Source organism: Klebsiella sp. CD33 (assembly GCF_051992865.1).
GTDB classification, from domain to species: domain Bacteria; phylum Pseudomonadota; class Gammaproteobacteria; order Enterobacterales; family Enterobacteriaceae; genus Klebsiella; species Klebsiella pneumoniae.
On record NZ_CP197023.1, the window covers coordinates 224,239 to 242,091 of the forward strand.

A 17,853-nucleotide genomic window follows, 5' to 3' on the forward strand; every position below is an offset into this window, starting at 1 on the left:
GGTTCGAGATGGCGTTATTGAATGTAGATAAATTATCGGTGCATTTCGGCGATGAAAACGCGCCGTTCCGCGCCGTAGACCGCATCAGCTATAGCGTGAAGCAGGGTGAAGTGGTCGGTATCGTCGGAGAGTCCGGCTCCGGTAAATCCGTCAGCTCGCTGGCGATTATGGGGCTGATTGACTATCCCGGCCGGGTGATGGCGGACAAACTGGAATTTAACGGCCGCGATCTGCAGCGCATCTCTGAAAAAGAGCGGCGCCAGCTGGTGGGGGCGGAAGTGGCGATGATCTTCCAGGATCCAATGACCAGCCTCAACCCGTGCTTTACCGTCGGCTACCAGATTATGGAAGCGATTAAGGTCCATCAGGGTGGTAATAAGCAAACCCGCCGCCAGCGGGCCATCGACCTGCTGAACCTGGTGGGCATTCCCGATCCGGCCTCGCGGCTGGACGTCTATCCGCATCAGCTTTCCGGCGGCATGAGCCAGCGCGTGATGATCGCGATGGCGATTGCCTGTCGGCCAAAACTACTGATTGCCGATGAACCGACCACCGCGCTGGACGTGACCATTCAGGCGCAAATCATTGAGCTACTGCTGGATCTGCAGCAGCAGGAGAATATGGCGCTGGTGCTGATCACCCACGACCTGGCGCTGGTGGCGGAAGCCGCGCATAAAATTATCGTTATGTACGCGGGTCAGGTGGTGGAGACCGGTGACGCGAAAGATATCTTCCGCGCGCCGCGCCATCCTTATACCCAGGCGCTGCTGCGCGCGCTGCCGGAATTCGCCCAGGATAAAGCGCGTCTGGCCTCGCTGCCGGGCGTGGTGCCGGGGAAATATGACCGTCCCAACGGCTGCCTGCTTAATCCGCGCTGCCCCTATGCCACGGATAAATGCCGTAGCGAAGAGCCGGCGCTCGCGGATCTGACCGGCGGCCGCCAGTCTAAATGTCACTACCCACTCGATGATGCCGGGAGGCCTGGATTATGAGTACGCAAAAGGCCGCCACGCCACAACCGCTGTTGCAGGCCATTGATCTGAAAAAACACTATCCGGTGAAGAAGGGGTTATTCGCCCCGGAACGGCTGGTGAAGGCGCTGGACGGCGTCTCCTTTACCCTTGAGCGCGGTAAAACGCTGGCGGTAGTGGGGGAGTCGGGCTGCGGCAAATCGACCCTCGGTCGTCTGCTGACGATGATTGAGATCCCCACCGGCGGCGAGCTCTATTATCAGGGGCAGGATCTGCTTAAGCACGACCCGCAGGCGCAGAAGCTGCGGCGGCAAAAAATCCAGATTGTGTTCCAGAACCCGTATGGTTCGCTGAACCCGCGTAAAAAAGTGGGGCAGATTCTGGAGGAGCCGCTGCTGATTAACAGCAGCCTGAGCAAAGAGCAGCGGCGTGAAAAAGCGCTGGCGATGATGGCGAAAGTGGGCCTGAAAACCGAGCATTACGATCGCTACCCGCATATGTTCTCCGGCGGTCAGCGTCAGCGTATCGCTATTGCTCGCGGGCTGATGCTGGATCCAGATGTGGTGATTGCCGATGAGCCGGTCTCCGCGCTGGACGTTTCGGTACGCGCCCAGGTGCTGAACCTGATGATGGATCTGCAGCAGGATTTAGGGCTGTCCTACGTGTTTATCTCCCACGACCTGTCGGTCGTCGAGCACATCGCCGATGAAGTGATGGTGATGTATCTCGGCCGCTGCGTGGAGAAGGGCACCAAAGACCAGATCTTCAACAATCCGCGTCATCCGTACACCCAGGCGCTGCTGTCGGCGACGCCGCGTCTGAACCCAGACGACCGGCGCGAGCGGATCAAGCTGACCGGCGAACTGCCGAGCCCGCTAAATCCGCCACCGGGCTGCGCCTTTAACGCGCGCTGTCGCCGTCGCTTTGGCCCCTGCACTCAGCTCCAGCCGCAGCTGAAGGATTACGGCGGCCAGCTGGTGGCCTGCTTTGCCGTCGACCAGGATGAGAATCCGCAAAAGACCCACGCCTGATGGCGCGCTCCCGGTCCCATGGCCGGGAGCTTCTCTCCCGCCGTGGATAAAACCGGGCGCTTACGCATATTGCCGCAGTTTATGTCACGCTCTCAGAGCATTCTTCGTAGATTATCCGAAAAAATAAGCCTTTCAGTCCATTTTTATAGAATTAAAGAGAAATTAAAATGGTTCAGGTTTATTCTTTCGCTGATCTGACGCTATGATTTCATCATGACCTAATACTTTTATATAAAAACGACTGGGAAGCGTGGTGATTGCGGGAAGTTAAGGATGTACGCATACCTAAAAAATGGGGCTACCCTTCTGCAAGGGAAATGTTAGTGTAGCGATACTTCTGCCGTGGAATCATCCCGAAAATCAAATTCTAAACTATTATAACCCTGTCAATCGTGTGCATTGGTACGTCACCATCGGCGCGTTATCTGCCATCCCAGAAGCGTCACGATATTTTTAATATACCCAGAAAATAACAACAAACTTAATATGAAATTTTTAAAATCATGAGGTTATCAATGAACCATTATGATGATCTGCAGCGCTTTCAAGAAAAAACGCGGACGCAAAACCTCAACTTTCAGGATCTTTCTTCGCAAGCCGCCACGCGGGAACACGGCGACTGGGCGATCCTCAATCAGCTAAATCCCGGCGCCGAGAAACCCTCTTCTCTGGCGCTGGGAGGCTCGGTCTCCGCGCCGTTGCCGCAGTCGGTGCCCGCGGATCTGTTCCGCCAGGTAGAGGCGGCCGTAGCAGCGGCGCCAACCTCTGATCCTGTTGTGTCTGCCGCTTCGGCCGCGCCTGCTACCCCCCAGCCGGTCGTGGAGACCGCCGCAGCCGCACCGGATCCGGTCAGGCAGGAGCCTGCGCTGACCCCTGCGCCTTCAATTCCGGCGTCGGAACCGGCCATGGCGCCGCCGCCGAGAATGGCCCTCCGACCCGCGCCCGCCGCCGAGAACTATGCCCACCTGTTCGCCGCGAAAAGCGCGGAGCCGGTGGCGAAAAATAAAGACCAGCCTTTGAAATCACTTCTGGAAAGGATCGCGACATGCCGTTGATTTGCGTCTGTTCACCGAAAGGCGGCGTAGGGAAAACGACCCTGGCGGCCAATTTAGCCTATTCGCTGGCGCGGACGGGCAGCAAAGTTCTGGCGCTGGATTTTGATGTCCAGAACGCGCTGCGTTTGCATTTTGGCGTACCGCTGAAATGAGCGGGGCTATGTGGCGAAGGCGCTGGAGCTGCACGACTGGAGCCAGTGCGTGTTGAGCGCCGGCAGTAATATTTTCGTCCTGCCATATGGCGAAGTGAGCGAGGCGCAGCGTCAGGCGTTTGATGAGCAACTGACCCATAATGACCATTTCCTCCAGCGCGGTCTGTCCGCGCTGCTTAATTATCCCGGGCTTATCACCATCGCCGATATGCCCCCTGGACCTTCGCCCGCGCTAAAGGCGCTGACGGGGCTGGCGGACCTGCATCTTATCCCGCTGCTGGCGGATACCGCCTCGATGTCGACCCTGGCGCACGTAGAAAAGCAGCGCCTGACCGGCGCGGCGCTGAATCATAAGCACGGGCACTATTTCGTCATTAACCAAAGCGATAGCCGTCGCCAGGTCAGCCGGGACGTCACCAGCCTGATGGAAGAGAAACTGGGCGAGCGACTGCTTGGCGTGATCCATCGTGATGAAAGCGTGGTGGAGGCCAATGCCTCGCAGAAGTCGATCCTGGACTTTAACGCTTCCTCGGCAGCGGCCTTCGATATTGAAATCATGGCTAAAAAAATATCTTCGCTGTTGGGTATTCATATTGGCGATGGCACGGTGCACAGCCAGCCACGCATGTCAGGGCGTTAACTTTTTGCAGGGCTGCTGAATGAAAAAATCTCTTTTTTGGTTGCTGGCGCTGGTGCTGTCACCCGTCGCCGTGCTGGTGGTGATCACGCCGATGGACAGCCAAAAGCAGTATATTTTTGGTCTGTTAAGTATCGGTATTCTCTTTCTGATGGGCTTCAGCAAGCGCCGCAGCGTATCGGTCATTATGGTCGTCACGTCGCTGCTGATGTCCACCCGTTACATGTATTTTCGCCTCACGCAGACCCTGCACTTCAACTCGTCCATTGAAGCTATTCTCGGCATGGGACTCTTTCTGGCGGAAGTCTATATCTGGGTGATGCTACTGCTTAACTATCTGCAGACGGTCTGGCCGCTGAAGCGCGGCATTGTTCCGCTGCCGGATGATATGAGTAAGTGGCCGACGGTCGATATCTATATTCCGAGCTATAACGAACCGCTGGAGGTAGTGCGCGATACCGTCCTGGCGGCACAATGCATTGATTATCCAAAAGATAAAATGAAAATCTATCTTCTGGATGACGGTAAGCGCAGCGAGTTTGCCGTGTTCGCCGCCGACGTTGGGGTGGGCTATATCACCCGCAATGACAACAAGCACGCCAAAGCGGGGAACCTTAACCATGCGCTGACCCTGACTCAGGGGGAGCTTATCTGCGTTTTCGACTGCGACCACGTCGCCACGCGCGTGTTCCTGCAGGCCACCGTCGGCGGCTTCCTGAAAGACCCGATGCTGGCTCTGGTGCAGACGCCGCACTACTTCTATTCCCCGGATCCATTTGAACGTAACCTCTCCGTCGGACGCAACATTCCCAACGAAGGGATGTTGTTCTATGGCCCGATTCAGCAGGGGAACGACAACTGGAACGCCACCTTTTTCTGCGGCTCCTGTGCGGTGATCCGTCGCGAGGCGCTGGCGCAGATCGGCGGTTTCGCCGTCGAAACGGTGACCGAAGATGCTCATACGGCGCTGAAGTTTCAGCGTCTGGGGTGGAAGTCGGCCTTTCTCGATATCCCACTGGCCGCAGGCCTCGCTACTGAACGCCTGGTGGTGCACGTCATCCAGCGTACCCGCTGGGCGCGCGGGATGACGCAGATTTTCCGCGTCGATAATCCGCTGTTTGGCCGCGGGCTGACTTTTCAGCAGCGCTTGTGCTATCTCAGCGCCATGCTCTACTACCAGTTCGCGCTCCCGAGGGTGGTGTTTGTCACCGCCCCGCTGGCTTACCTGCTGTTTAACCTCAATATTATTTACTCTTCAGCGAGCCTGATCGTCTCCTATGCCCTGCCGCACCTGTTCCTCGCTATTTACGTTGGTTCGCGAATGAACGGCCGCTATCGCTACAGCTTCTGGGGGGAGATCTACGATATTGTGCTGGCCTTCCACCTGGTGCTGCCGACTCTGGTGACGATGATTTTCCCCAAACGCGGCAAGTTCAACGTTACCGATAAGGGGGGGCTGCTTGACGTCGGCTACTTCGATTTCACCGTGGTGCGCCCGCACCTGGTGGTGGCCTGCCTGCTGGCCCTGGGGGTGGTGGTCGGCATCGTCCGGGCGATTGGCCATGACTACTTTGGCTCGGATCCCAACGTTATCGCCCTCAACGTCGGGTGGGGGATCTACAGTCTGATCTTCCTGCTGGCGGCGATTGCCGTGGCGCGCGAAACGCGGCAGGTGCGAAAAACCATTCGTATCGATGTCGACATTCCGGTGGTGATCCATTACGCCAGCGGCATCGTCTCGCGCAGTCATACCGCGGATCTGTCGATGGGCGGCTGCCGCGTGGTCGCGCTTGATAATCGCCATCTGGAGGATGACATCGAAGAGATTGAGCTGATCCTGCAGTCCGGGGCTATCTCGATCCCGGCCCAGCTGGTCACCTCTGACGAGCGCTTCCTGCGCCTCAAGTTTGATGAAGATATTCCGCTTTCGCGCCGCCGTGAACTGGTGCGCGTGGTGCTGGCCCGCGCGGATGCGTGGATTAATCCGCCGCGCCCGCAGGATAACCCGTTCCGCTCCTTCTTCACCATTTTACGCTGCGTGTTCGAACTGTTCTGGCTGACGTGGAAAACCCGTCGCAACCAGCGCAATCGGGCAACAGTGGCGAAAACGGCGCAGGAGGATGGGACGTTATGAAGCGATTAACCACGCTGGCGCTGCTGGCAGGGATGCTCTCTGCGCCTGCGCTACACAGTGAAGAACCGGGCTCCGGCGCCGCTGCCCCGCTGAGCTTCCCGCAGCTCAACGACGCGGCGGACAGCGAGCCAGGCGACGAACCTCCGGCTGCCTCGCCGGAGGAGGGCGCCTCTCCGGCAGCCCCCGCCACCGCCGGCGATGCGGCGGCGACGGCCCCTGCGCCGGTTATGCCGGACTTACCCCCGCCGGTGAGCGGCACGGCCACGCCGGAGGTCATTCCTGTCGCTCCGGTCTGGGGAGGCGATCTGAATCTGGCGCAGATGGGGATGCCGGACGGGATTATCCTCAGCGGCGGCCAGCGACAGGGTGGGGTCAGCTTTACCCTGCCTGCCGATCAGGTGGTGATCCATTCTCAGCTCAGCCTTGCCGTTCGCGTATCGCCGGAGATGGCGAGCCGCAACGCCACCCTGCAGCTGATGCTCAACGGTCAACCGCTCGGCACGCTGCCGCTGGGCGCCGATGGCGAGGATGTCTCCCATTATCAGCTGGATATTCCGCCCGCGCTGATGGTCTCCAGCAATAACCTGAGCGTGAAGATCAACGATGGCGATACCCTGCAGTGCCAGCGTGACATTCATGATACGTCGCGGGTGACGGTGCTGCCCACGTCGCATTTCAGCTGGGAAAGCCAGCAGCTGAACATCAGCGACGACCTGAGCCACTTCCCGCGGCCCTTCTTTGACAGCATGCAGATGACCCCGGCGGACATTGCGGTCGCCTATGGGGCCAAGCCGTCGGCGGACGTCTTCAGCGCCGCGGCGCTGATCTCCTCCTGGCTGGGTATCCAGGCGGACTATCGCGGCATCGCCTTCAGCGCTCTGCGCGACCGCCTGCCGGAACGCCACGGCATCGTGATTGGCCATCCGGGGGAGCAGGTGGGCGGCATGATGCTGCCGGAAACCGATAAGCCGCTGCTGCGCATCATCGCCAACCCCGCCAATCCGGCCTATAAACTGCTGCTGATTGTCGGTAAAAACGATACGGCGCTGCGCATGGCCGCCTGGCGGTTAACCCGCGGCAACTTTGCGCCGCAAACCGCGACGCTGGATGTCGAACCGCAGACCATCCCGGTTGGCAAAGCATATGATGCCCCGCGCTGGATCCCCACCGATCGTCCGGTCAAGCTCAGCGAGCTGCTGCGTAAGGACCAAAGCCCGACCGTCAGCGGCGTCTGGCACGAACCTTTACGTATCGCCTTCCGCGCCGCGCCCGATCTCTATCTGTGGGATGGGGAGACCATTCCGCTACAGGTTGGCTACCGCTTCCCGTCGGAAAGCTGGATTAATGAGGACAAGTCCTTGCTGAGCGTCACGCTCAATGGCACCTTCCTCAACAACCTGCCGATGAACAAGCAGGGGCCGCTGGAGAAAGTCTGGCGCTACCTCGGGGGCGATGCGCGCCAGGAGCGCTTTACCATCCCGCTGGCGCCCTACCTGATTTACGGCGATAACCAGCTGTCGATGTACTTCAATGTGGTGCCGAAGGACGATGTTCCGTGTTCGGTGCTGCTGAATAACAATATCAAGAGCCGGATCACTGACGACTCCTGGATCGATTTGAGCAAGACGCGTCACTTCTCGCTGTTGCCCAATCTCTCCTACTTTGTTGGCGCCTCGTTCCCCTTCTCGCGGCTGGCGGACTATTCGCAGACGACCCTTCTGCTGCCGGCGGACCCGTCTGAAACCCAGGTGGCGACCCTGCTGAATCTGGCGGCACGCTCCGGGAACGCGACCGGCACCGCGCTGGCGAATAACCGCGTCGTGCTCGGGATGCCCACCGGCGGGGGGGATTTGCAGTCGCTGCGTGAACGTGACGTGCTGGCGGTCACCGCTCTCGATCAGCAGGCCTTTAACCAGAGCCTGTTGGCCGACTCACCCTATCGCCCGGTAGATAATGTGCTGAGCGTCCGCGAGCCAGACCTGTGGCAAAAAGTCCAGCGCCGGCTCACCGGCGACTGGACTTCCGCCAGCCTCGACGCCGATCGCTACTTTTCGTCGAGCAGCGCCTGGCGCGGGTTCATCAGCTATCGCTCGCCGTGGAATTCCACCCGCCTGGTGGTGGTGGCGCTGGCCAGCAATGATGACCAGCTGGCGCGACTGAAGACCGATCTGGAATCGCCGCGCATTAACGCCGGGATCCGCGGCGATACCGCGGTGATCACCAGCGATAACGGGGTGCGCAGCTTCCAGGTGAGTACGCCGTTCCCCAGCGGTCAGATGCCGTGGTACATGATGGCGGTCTGGTATGCCAGCCAGCACTCAGGTTTCCTGGCGGTGCTGGGGCTGATTGCCACCTCGATAATGGGACTGGCGCTGACCGCGATGTTTAAACGTCACGCCCGTAAGCGTCTGGGTTCGGGGGATAACCAATGAAAAGAAAAATAATAATAACGATGAAAAACACCCGTCGGCTCACCACGTTCTGCCTCACCGGCGCGTTGACTCTCGCTGCCTCGGGCGGCGCGCTGGCGGCGGGGAACGACGCGGCGCTACAGGCGCTGTTCGCTCAGGCCAACTACTGGCATGAGAAATCTCATGACGAGCTGGCGATGGAGTCCCTGCAGAAGGTGCTCTCGGTGGATGCCAACAACACCCAGGCGCTGTATCTGATGGCGCTCTGGTCGCAGCAGGGCGGCGATATGCAGGCGGCGGCGCAGTGGCGCGCGCGGCTGGCGAAAGCGGCCCCTGACAGCCCGGGACTACAGGATCTGGACAACGCCAAAAAGATGTCGCAGGTGCCGCAGGGCCAGCTCAACCTGGCCCGCCAGCAGGCGCGCGGAGGCAATATCCCCGGGGCGCTGGCGACCTGGCGCAGCATGTTCAATGGCAATACGCCGCCTGCCGGGCTGGCGGCGGAATATTACCTGACCATGGCCAGCGACAAATCGCTCTATCCGCAGGCTATCAGCGAGCTGCGCCAGTACGTGGCGCAGCATCCGCAGGAGAACGCCCCGCGGGTGGCGTTGGGCAAAGCGTTAACCTGGCGGGAAGAGACTCGCCGGGAAGGGATCGCCCTGCTCGAGCCGATGGCCAGCGGCAATAAAGAGGCGGACAGCGGCTTGCGCCAGGCGCTGCTCTGGCTGGGCCCGCAGGCCGGGGATGAGCAGTATTACGACACCTGGATGCAGCGGCATCCCCAGGACAGCGAAGTTCAGAATTACTTTCGCGAACGGCGCAGCGGTCAGGCGCGCGGCCAGGGCTACGCCAATCTCAACAGCGGCAATACCGCCGCCGCGAAGCAGCAGTTTGAAGAGGTATTGCAGACCAACCCCCAGGATGCCGATGCGCTGGCGGGCATGGGTTATATCGCCCAGCGCAGCGGCGACTACCAGGCCGCGTCGCAGTATTTGAGCCGGGCCGCGGACCTCGGCGGCGACGCCTCGGCGACCCGTCGTCAGCAGGCGGCCGATGCGCTGTTCTACGGCCAGCTGGCGCAGGCCCAGCAGGCCTATAAGCAGGGCAATATCAGCCAGGCGCTGGCGCTCTCCGCGCCGTTGGCGCAGCAGAGCGGGGCGCAGGGCGCCTCGGCGAAGCTGTTCCGCGCCGATGTGCTGCGGCACAACAAAGATTTGCCCCAGGCGGAGCAAACGCTGCGCTCACTGTTAAATGACGATCCGCAGAACGCGGCGGCGCGGGAAAACCTCTATTACGTGCTGCGCGAGCAGAATAAATCCGCCGAGGCGCAGGCGATGCTGCAGACGCTCCCGCAGAGCCTGCGGCAAAAACTGCAGCCGCGGGTGGTGGCCGGTATGCCGGGCGATGCCCTGCGCCGTCAGGCCCAGGCGCAGGTCAGCGGCGGTAACCCAGCCGGCGCCATTGCCACCCTGCGCGAAGGCGTCGCCCGCTATCCGGACGATCCCTGGCTGCGCCTCGACCTGGCCCGGCTGCTGCAAAAATCGGGTAACGGCAGCGAGGCCTCTTCGCTGATGTCGGCGGCCTATCGCCCCGGCGCCAGCAACAGTGCGCTGTATGCCGCCGCCCTGTTTGCCAGCGAAAACGGCGCCTGGCAGCAGGCGCAGACGCTGCTGGCGCGCATTCCCGGCGGCAGCCAGACCAGCGACATGCGCGATTTGCGCCAGCGGGTGAACTACAACCTGCAGTTGGTGACGGCCGAAAACTACCTGGCGCAGGGCAATACCATCGCCGCCAGCAATACCCTGCGGGCGATGGCCTCCACGCCGCCAAAAGCCCCGGCGGACGCCGGCAAGCTGGCGCGTCTGCTGGCCGAGAGCGGCGACCTGACCACCGCGGTCTCGCTGGTGCGCAACAATATCAGCAGCGGCGTATCCGGCAATGCCGGGGATTACGCCGATCAGATCGCTGTCCTGAATCAGGCCGGGCTGACCGGCGAGGCGCAGAACCTGATCAGCAATCCGCAGCTGCAGGCCAGCAGTACGCCGACGCAGCTGGCGAGCATTCGCAATGGCTATGTGATCAACGAAGCCGACCGCCTGCGCGAGCAGGGCAATTACGCTGCGGCGTATGACAAGCTGATCCGCGCTATGCAAAGCGATCCGCAAAATACCGATCTGATGTTCGCCATGGCGCGGCTGTACCAGAGCGGCAAAATGAACAAAGAGGCCGGGGTGGTCTATGACTACCTCATGACGCGCGATACGCCGAACCAGGATGCGCGCGCCGGGGCCATCGACGTGGCGCTGTCCGCAGGGAACAACGATCGCGCTGAACAGCTGGCCGGCGGTTTGCGCCAGGATAACTCCCCGGATCGCCTGCTGCTGCTGGCGAGAGTGGCGGAGGCCCAGGGACATCATCAGCAGGCGATGACCTATCTGCGCAGCGCCCGCGGCAAACTGCTGGGCATGCAAAGCACCAACAGTAGCGAAACGCCGACCGTCGGCGGGGTGCTGGCGGCGGATAACCCCTTTATCGGCGTGTCGCAAACGTCGGCGCCGACGCGGACGGCCTCCGCCTACGGGCAGTACATGCCGTGGCAGGTTGCCCAGTCGGCCGCCGCGCCTGGTTCCACGCTGCCGGGGATCCAGCGCACCGATCTGCCGGTGGACACCGCCCAGACGCGGATGCTGCGTCAGGTGGACACCATGATGGAGTCGCTGCAGGAGAAAACCGGCAGCTGGCTGCAGGGGGGAATGGACGTGCGTGGACGCGACGGCGAATCGGGCACCAGCAAGCTGACGGAGCTCCGGACGCCGCTGACCTGGTCATCCTCGCCGTTTGGCGACTCGCGCTTTGACTTTACCGTCACCCCGGTGTCGTTGAACGCCGGGACCGCCAGCGGCGACGCCTGGCGTCGCTACGGCGCCAACCCGCTGGCTAACGCGGTCTCCAACATGGTGAGTACCGCCACCAGCGAGCAGGCGGCGATCGCCTCGATGACCGAGGCGGAGCGGACGGCCTATTTCGCCAGCAATCCAGGGGCCGAGGCGTTAAGCGGCCTCGGCACCCTGAACGCGGCAGATTTCAATCCGACCACCAGCAGCGGGATGGAAAACCTGGCGAAGCTCGGGAGCTATGATGCGGGGCAGGTGGCCAGCTATCTCTCTTCGTCCAGCCGCAAGCCGAACGTTGACCAGACCAGCGGCTCGACCGATTCGCAGAAGGCCAACGGCGTCGAACTGGCGCTGGCGTTAAGCGGTGACGATTACCGGGTCGATATCGGCAGCACGCCGTTGGGCCAGGATCTTAATACCGTAGTCGGCGGGGTGAAATGGTCGCCCAAGCTGACCAACTATCTGTCGCTGATCCTCACCGGCGAACGCCGCTCGCTAACCGACAGCCTGCTTTCCTACGTGGGTCTGAAAGACGCCTATTCCGGGAAAACCTGGGGGCAGGTGACGAAAAACGGCGGCACCCTGCAGCTGAGCTATGACGACGGCGACGCGGGCTTCTATGTCGGCGGCGGTGGATACAGCTATCTGGGGCAGAACGTCGCCAGCAACACCAGTATCAACGCCAATGCCGGGGTCTATCTTCGTCCCTACCATGACGAATACCGCCAGCTGCAGGCCGGGTTGAGCATGAGCTATATGGATTACTCCAAAAACCTCAGCTACTTCACCTATGGTCAGGGGGGCTACTTTAGTCCGCAAAACTACGTCAGCGTATCGCTGCCGGTCAGTCTGACGGAGAAATATGATAACTGGACCATGAAGCTCGGCGGCTCGGTGGGCTATCAGTCTTACAGTCAGGATAAGAGCGCCTATTTCCCGACCAATTCGGAGTGGCAGCAGACCCTGGAGACGGCGGTGAGCAACGGGTTTGCCAAGGAAGCCTACTACTCCGCGACCTCGAAGAGCGGCATAGGGTATACCCTGCGCGCCGGGGCGGATTACAAGGTCAACAAACAAATGACCCTGGGGGGCCAGATTGGCTATGACACCTTCGGGGATTATAACGAAAGCACCGCCGGGCTCTATATTCGCTATATGTTAGGAGATCATTGATGATGACGGAGAACAATAACCCGGTGGTGATGACCTGGTTTCAGCAGCAGCAGACGCCTGCCGGATGGTTCGATCTGTTGATTATTATGATCGAAGGTATGCTAAATAATGCCGGCGAGCTGGAAAGCCAGCCCTTCCTGCGTCAGATGGGCGTCTCGCTGGCGGAGACCCATCCGCTGCCGGCGTCGGAGACGGTGGGGGATCTGGAGGCCAGCATCAACCGGCTGCTGACTCATTTTCACTGGGGCGTGGTGACCATCGATGTCGGTGAGGACGGCCTGCGCCTGCGCCATCAGGCGTTGCCGGTCAGCCGCGACGAAGCGGGGCGCGTGCGCTGGTGCAACGCGTTCTGTGCCATACTCGAGGGGTTATATTCTCGCTGGCTGCAGAGTCAGGGAGGCAGTGCCCACGTGATACTGCAGCGTGAGCGGGTGTTCTCCGTCTCTGACGTTCAGTTTCTCTACTACCATCCATAAAGAGTGAATTTATGCCCCTGCGTGCTTTAGTGGCGGTGATAGTGACAACGGTAGTGATGCTGGTGCCCAGGGCGTGGGCGGATACGGCCTGGGAGCGCTATAAGGCCCGTTTTATGATGCCGGATGGTCGTATCATTGATACCGCCAATGGCAATGTGTCGCATACGGAAGGTCAGGGCTTCGCCATGCTCCTGGCGGTGGCGAATAACGATCGTCCGGCGTTCGACAAGCTGTGGCAGTGGACGGACAACACCCTGCGCAACAAGTCTAACGGGCTGTTTTACTGGCGCTATAACCCGGTGGCGCCGGACCCTATCGCCGATAAAAACAACGCCTCCGATGGCGATACCCTGATCGCCTGGGCGCTGCTACGCGCGCAAAAGCAGTGGCAGGATAAGCGCTATGCGATTGCCTCTGACGCCATCACCGCCGCCCTGCTGAAGTCTACGGTGGTGTCTTTCGCCGGTCGCCAGGTAATGCTCCCGGGTGTGAAAGGGTTCAACCTCAATGATCACCTGAACCTTAACCCTTCCTATTTCATCTTCCCGGCCTGGCGCGCCTTCGCGGAGCGGACGCATCTCACCGCCTGGCGGACATTGCAGAGCGACGGACAGGCGCTGCTGGGGCAGATGGGCTGGGGGAAATCACATCTACCCAGCGACTGGGTGGCGCTGCGGGCGGATGGCAAGATGCTGCCAGCCAAAGAGTGGCCGCCGCGGATGAGTTTCGATGCGATCCGTATCCCGCTGTATCTCTCGTGGGCCGATCCGCACAGCGCCTTGCTCGCGCCCTGGAAGGCCTGGATGCAGAGTTACCCGCGCCTGCAAACCCCGGCGTGGATCAACGTCAGCACCAACGAGGTGGCTCCCTGGTATATGGCCGGCGGCCTGCTGGCGGTGCGCGATCTGACGCTGGGTGAACCGCAGGAGGCGCCGCAGATTGACGACAAGGATGATTATTACTCCGCCAGCCTCAAGCTGTTGGTCTGGCTGGCGAAACAGGATCAGCGCTAAATACGGTGATTGATTTGCCGCCTTCCCCGCCCGTATGCCTGCGGGCTGAGAAGGTGGAATGGGAACGTCTCACGATGTAAGGCCGCCAACATAGGCGGCCTTGTCGCTTATTGCGGATAAGGCACCCAGCTACCGCCATTCAGCTGGACATAAGGCTTGCCCTGATACTGGATGACGATGGCGTTGGCGTTCTCGGACACCGCCGCGCTCTGCGGCAGGTTGGCGACATACTGCTGCCAGTTGACGCTGTCCTCGCTGAACATTTTGCCGTCGAGGGCGCGCACCACCAGCTCCGACACCGCCAGATAACTGCTGGGCTGATCGATGATAATCGGCGCCCCTTCATGCGGCGCCTTCATGCCGAAGAATTTCACAGCCGTTGGGACGTTAGTGATCGACGGGCTTGGAATATCGCGCAGGCCAGATATCTGCATCTTATCGCCCTTCAGCGCGCCGCCGTGTTCCGGCACCACCACCACCATCACTTTCCGCCCCGATTTCTCCAGCTCGGTGAAGAAGTTATCCAGGTCATCAAACAGCTTCTGCGCCCGCACTTTGTAGTCTGCGGTTTTGCTTTGTCCCGGGAAGTGGTTGCCGTCATGCAGCGGCAGGGTGTTATAGAAGGTGGCGTTCCGCGGATTGCTGCTGGCCTCTTCGGTCTTCAGCCAGCGGTTGAGGACCGCCAGATCCTCATACACCGGGGAGCCGTCAAACGCCTGCAGGCTGACCGGCAGGCCGGTCTGGTCCATCAGCGGACTCTGCATGCCGCCCAGCGAACGCAGCTCTTTCAGGAAGTCGCCGAACAGACCGTTATGGCCGAGCATCAGCTGCTGGTTGAAGCCGAGCTTCGCCAGGTTTTCAAACAGGTAGCAGTCGGCGCCGGACGGCTGATACAGGTTAGTATGCGACAGCTGGCCGCAGCTGGCCGCAGCTGGCGCGCAGCAGGCGCACCGCCGCCGGGCCGCTGTAGGAGGTCGCGGAGTTAAAGTTTTTGAAGACAATATCAAAGTGCTTCCATAGCGGATGATCCATCAGACCGGCGGCTTCAATATCCGACCAGGAGAGGGAGCAGATGTTGATCACCAGCAGGTCAAACGGCTGCGCATCCGCCGGCAGCTGGTCCGGGAACGGCGTCTTGCGCTTCTGCTCGGCGGCATAGAAAGCGTTCAGCCAGTTGGTCAGGTTGGCTGAGGTCGGCGGCTCGGTCTGCGGCGGAATATCGCTGTTGGCGGGGCTGGACGCGGCGCCAGCGGCGGCGTTGGCCCCGGTATTGGCCTGTGCGGTCGTGGCGGCAGCCGTGGTGGGCTGACCGGAGGGCCATAGGGTAAAGGCCGGCAGCAGCGGGCTGACCGCCAGCCAGACGATCATTGCCGAGACAAACACGGTGACGCGCAGCCACTGGCTGATAAACAACCATAGCACCAGTAAAACAAAGAAGGCGCCAACCATGCTCCAGTTGATAAAGCGGACAATCAGATCCCAGATATAGCTGGCGCTGAAGCCGGCGATTTGCGACCCCTGGCTAAAAATCGACTCTGGCCCGGGCAGCCAGGTATCGTGCCAGAACAGCGCGAATCCCAGCGGAATAGCGATCCAGTGGCGGATACGGTGTAGCTTTTCGCGCGGGATCGGCACCAGCAGAAAGGCGAGAAATACCAGGTTCAGCATCGGATGGAAATTGAGATACCCGGCCCACAGCAGGGCAAACTTGACCAGAAAGTAGAAGTTCCAGCCGCCAAGGCCGCGCCAGTACTGCCAGAGCGGAAGCGGTGCCGCGGTCGTTTTTTTATTTGTCATTTGTTCGCTTTGCCTTGCTTAACCGTTGTTCCCCGGCGTAATACCCCTGCCGGTTTCACGTAACGGGGTTTAAAGAACATCAGTCTTAACGTCGTGCGGATCCGGCGCTGATAGTGGCGCGTCAGGTAGCCCAGCGGAAAAAACAGCAGGGCGCAGAGCACCACCAGTTGCAGAATATCGGCGAGAGACATCATCAGGCTTGCTCCTCGCGGGTGGTTAACCGGTGTGGTTCGGGGTAGCGTCGCCAGTGGCGTCCATCGTGGGTGGCGTTAATGGTCTCGTTTTTACCGACCGAGAGAGGCAGCGGCGTGTTCCAGCGCGCCGGCTCGACGCCGCGCATGATTACGATTTCCGAGAGGATTTGCTTGTCTTCAAACCACGCCATACGGTTAGAAAAAATATCGCCGGTCGGCAGCGGGAAAATGTGGTTTAGCGCGGTATCGAGGTCATTGATCCGGCAAAACGACAAAAACAGCACCAGCCGGTTATTGCCGATGGTCATGATGTCGCCCATCCGGTTAGGTTTGCATAACGTCAGCGCCTGTTCAACGCGCAGCCCCGGCGCCGGGCGCAGGGCCACCATCACGCCTTTGCTGTCGGGTGGAAGCAGGGTATTGGTCATCACGTTGTGCACCGCTTCGCAGAAGGCATCCCACTTCTGGTAGCCGCGCAGCTTTAACGGCTGGCTCCAGGTCAGCAGGGTGGCAAAATCTTCCGGGATATGGCGGGAGAACTTTTGGTTCTGTACGCTTTCGATTAGCGTCAGGCAGCGGGAGAGCGATGCGCTGCTGGGGATCACCAGGCTGGCGCCGCTGCTGAGCAGTAGCCGCTCATCGGTCGCGCGCAGGCTCGGGGTTTGTTCACGGACGATGATTTTCAGCGCCGTACCGCGCTGGCGACGCAGGGTATGAATATAGCGGCCCAGCTGTTCAATTTGCGTATTTTGGGTAATGGAGAAGAGGATCGTCGCCGCTTGCGCGGTGCGCCCGGCGTTGAAGACCTCGTCGTTGGTGTCAAACAGCGTCCAGTATTCCGACAGCGGCGGGGCGCCTTCCAGCACGCGCACATGGCTGAGGATCGCTTTTTCGTCGCTGTGCGGCTGCACGCTGGTTTCAGCGTCCTGCGCTAATCGCCAGCCGGCGTCATCATGTTGCACCATCAGCTGCTGTTGGGCGCTGATACCCTTATCGCTTCCCCACCAGGCAATATCAAAGATATGCTGGTCGCCCTGGTAACGAATACTTGCCAGTCCGGAAAGGGAGCGGTACTCACGTAATAAGGGAGTCAGCTGCCGATCGATTTCCTGCGCGGAATTGATCGCTAAGAACGCGCAACGGTGATATTGCGCCCAGCGGCTGGTCTTTTCTACCCAGGCGCATAACTTTTCATTATTTATATTTTGCCAGGCATTTTCAGCGCATAGCAGAATAAACAAATAATTGCCAGGTTCGAGGGAGCAGACTAAATCGCGGTGTATTTCCTCCAGCGCCTGCGGGCGATTCGGCAGGGTGAACAGCGCGATATTATCCGGACCGTGAATATGATCTAATGAAATGATATCCTTGGGTTTGTTTCCCATAACCAGCGCGGCAACGTGGCTGTTTTTCGCCTGCGCGGCCAGTGTCTGATTAAACAGGCTGACGGCATCGGCATAACGGTCGACGTTGAGCCACCATACTCCGCCGACCGGCATATGGCACACTTCATCCCATAATGATGAAATACCCAAAGTAAATACATTATCCACGGCATCCCTCGTGCGCCCTGATTGACACTGAATAAGTTTACTAGCGAAACCGACAGAGTAAACCTAACATTGAAATTAAAGGTCATCAGTTTTAGCATGTACACCTGCTTTTAAGGATGAGCTGTATACGTCCTCTGGTTTAATAATAAATTTCGAACGGACAGAGATATGCCAGCAAAAGATCCTGCGGTACCCACGGACGCCACGCTGGGGTACACCTTTCAAAATGATTTTCTGGCGCTTAGCCGGGCATTTTCCCTGCCGGATATTGATTATCATGATATTTCCAGGCGCGAACAGCTGAACGCGGCGCTGAAGCGCTGGCCGCTGCTGGCAGAGTTTGCAGAGAAAAAATAAGG

At 60.0% G+C, this 17,853-nt stretch carries 12 protein-coding genes and 2 pseudogenes; 11 read left to right on the plus strand and 3 right to left on the minus strand.

All coding sequences use genetic code 11. The annotated features are described in order from the left end of the window. Positions 1 to 8: 8 nt before the first annotated feature. The 10 genes and pseudogenes from dppD (at position 9) to ACR809_RS01125 (ending at position 13,950) form a co-directional block, all read left to right on the plus strand. On the plus strand, positions 9 to 992 hold the full coding sequence (gene dppD / locus ACR809_RS01080) for a dipeptide ABC transporter ATP-binding protein (RefSeq protein WP_002921785.1): 984 nt from the start codon (positions 9 to 11) through the stop codon (positions 990 to 992). Beyond that, positions 989 to 2,002, plus strand: coding sequence for a dipeptide ABC transporter ATP-binding subunit DppF (gene dppF, locus ACR809_RS01085; RefSeq protein ID WP_023285621.1), 1,014 nt, complete (start codon positions 989 to 991; stop codon positions 2,000 to 2,002). Before dppD ends, dppF begins: the two co-directional genes overlap by 4 nt. 18 nt (positions 2,003 to 2,020) lie before the next feature. Continuing rightward, complete coding sequence (locus ACR809_RS01090; RefSeq protein WP_032437376.1) at positions 2,021 to 2,200, plus strand: hypothetical protein; 180 nt, start codon at positions 2,021 to 2,023, stop codon at positions 2,198 to 2,200. 317 nt (positions 2,201 to 2,517) lie between these two features. Then, entirely contained in the window at positions 2,518 to 3,057 is a 540-nt protein-coding gene (gene bcsO / locus ACR809_RS01095) for a cellulose biosynthesis protein BcsO (RefSeq protein ID WP_032437375.1), read from the plus strand. Between the two features lies 1 nt (position 3,058). Beyond that, positions 3,059 to 3,849, plus strand: a pseudogene (locus tag ACR809_RS01100) (cellulose synthase operon protein YhjQ/BcsQ). A gap of 19 nt (positions 3,850 to 3,868) precedes the next feature. Next, positions 3,869 to 5,980 carry a UDP-forming cellulose synthase catalytic subunit gene (gene bcsA / locus ACR809_RS01105; protein WP_096000041.1) on the plus strand — a complete coding sequence of 704 codons (2,112 nt, stop codon included), beginning with the start codon at positions 3,869 to 3,871 and terminating at the stop codon, positions 5,978 to 5,980. Further along, on the plus strand, positions 5,977 to 8,412 hold the full coding sequence (bcsB, locus tag ACR809_RS01110) for a cellulose biosynthesis cyclic di-GMP-binding regulatory protein BcsB (RefSeq protein ID WP_048299697.1): 2,436 nt from the start codon (positions 5,977 to 5,979) through the stop codon (positions 8,410 to 8,412). The genes bcsA and bcsB overlap by 4 nt, the downstream gene beginning before the upstream one ends. Further along, positions 8,409 to 12,461: a cellulose biosynthesis protein BcsC gene (locus tag ACR809_RS01115; RefSeq protein ID WP_023284374.1), complete on the plus strand. Its 4,053-nt coding sequence runs from the start codon at positions 8,409 to 8,411 to the stop codon at positions 12,459 to 12,461. The genes bcsB and ACR809_RS01115 overlap by 4 nt, the downstream gene beginning before the upstream one ends. Next, positions 12,461 to 12,937, plus strand: coding sequence for a cellulose biosynthesis protein BcsD (gene bcsD / locus ACR809_RS01120; RefSeq protein WP_102098845.1), 477 nt, complete (start codon positions 12,461 to 12,463; stop codon positions 12,935 to 12,937). Before ACR809_RS01115 ends, bcsD begins: the two co-directional genes overlap by 1 nt. Positions 12,938 to 12,948: 11 nt before the next feature. Further along, complete coding sequence (locus tag ACR809_RS01125) at positions 12,949 to 13,950, plus strand: glycosyl hydrolase family 8 (RefSeq protein ID WP_004181503.1); 1,002 nt, start codon at positions 12,949 to 12,951, stop codon at positions 13,948 to 13,950. A 107-nt stretch (positions 13,951 to 14,057) separates the two neighbouring features. On the opposite strand, the pseudogene bcsG reads toward ACR809_RS01125, so the two are convergent. The 3 genes and pseudogenes from bcsG to bcsE all read right to left on the minus strand — a co-directional run bounded on the left by bcsG (position 14,058) and on the right by bcsE (position 17,494). Next, positions 14,058 to 15,747: pseudogene (gene bcsG, locus ACR809_RS01130) on the minus strand (cellulose biosynthesis protein BcsG). Next, positions 15,744 to 15,941, minus strand: coding sequence for a cellulose biosynthesis protein BcsF (gene bcsF / locus ACR809_RS01135; protein WP_002921518.1), 198 nt, complete (start codon positions 15,939 to 15,941; stop codon positions 15,744 to 15,746). The pseudogene bcsG and the gene bcsF overlap by 4 nt, the downstream one beginning before the upstream one ends. Beyond that, entirely contained in the window at positions 15,941 to 17,494 is a 1,554-nt protein-coding gene (bcsE, locus tag ACR809_RS01140) for a cellulose biosynthesis protein BcsE (protein ID WP_102098424.1), read from the minus strand. The genes bcsF and bcsE overlap by 1 nt, the downstream gene beginning before the upstream one ends. 168 nt (positions 17,495 to 17,662) lie before the next feature. Between bcsE and bcsR the strand changes: the two genes are divergently transcribed. Next, positions 17,663 to 17,851, plus strand: a complete 189-nt coding sequence (gene bcsR / locus ACR809_RS01145) for a cellulose biosynthesis protein BcsR (protein WP_002921513.1) — start codon at positions 17,663 to 17,665, stop codon at positions 17,849 to 17,851. The last annotated feature ends 2 nt before the right edge of the window (positions 17,852 to 17,853 follow it).

Coding starts and splice junctions, on each gene's coding strand:
- dppD (WP_002921785.1), top strand. CDS start 9: ATGGCGTTATTGAATGTAGATAAATTATCGGTGCATTTCGGCGATGAA.
- dppF (WP_023285621.1), top strand. CDS start 989: ATGAGTACGCAAAAGGCCGCCACGCCACAACCGCTGTTGCAGGCCATT.
- ACR809_RS01090 (WP_032437376.1), top strand. CDS start 2,021: ATGGCCGGGAGCTTCTCTCCCGCCGTGGATAAAACCGGGCGCTTACGC.
- bcsO (WP_032437375.1), top strand. CDS start 2,518: ATGAACCATTATGATGATCTGCAGCGCTTTCAAGAAAAAACGCGGACG.
- bcsA (WP_096000041.1), top strand. CDS start 3,869: ATGAAAAAATCTCTTTTTTGGTTGCTGGCGCTGGTGCTGTCACCCGTC.
- bcsB (WP_048299697.1), top strand. CDS start 5,977: ATGAAGCGATTAACCACGCTGGCGCTGCTGGCAGGGATGCTCTCTGCG.
- ACR809_RS01115 (WP_023284374.1), top strand. CDS start 8,409: ATGAAAAGAAAAATAATAATAACGATGAAAAACACCCGTCGGCTCACC.
- bcsD (WP_102098845.1), top strand. CDS start 12,461: ATGATGACGGAGAACAATAACCCGGTGGTGATGACCTGGTTTCAGCAG.
- ACR809_RS01125 (WP_004181503.1), top strand. CDS start 12,949: ATGCCCCTGCGTGCTTTAGTGGCGGTGATAGTGACAACGGTAGTGATG.
- bcsF (WP_002921518.1), bottom strand. CDS start 15,941: ATGATGTCTCTCGCCGATATTCTGCAACTGGTGGTGCTCTGCGCCCTG.
- bcsR (WP_002921513.1), top strand. CDS start 17,663: ATGCCAGCAAAAGATCCTGCGGTACCCACGGACGCCACGCTGGGGTAC.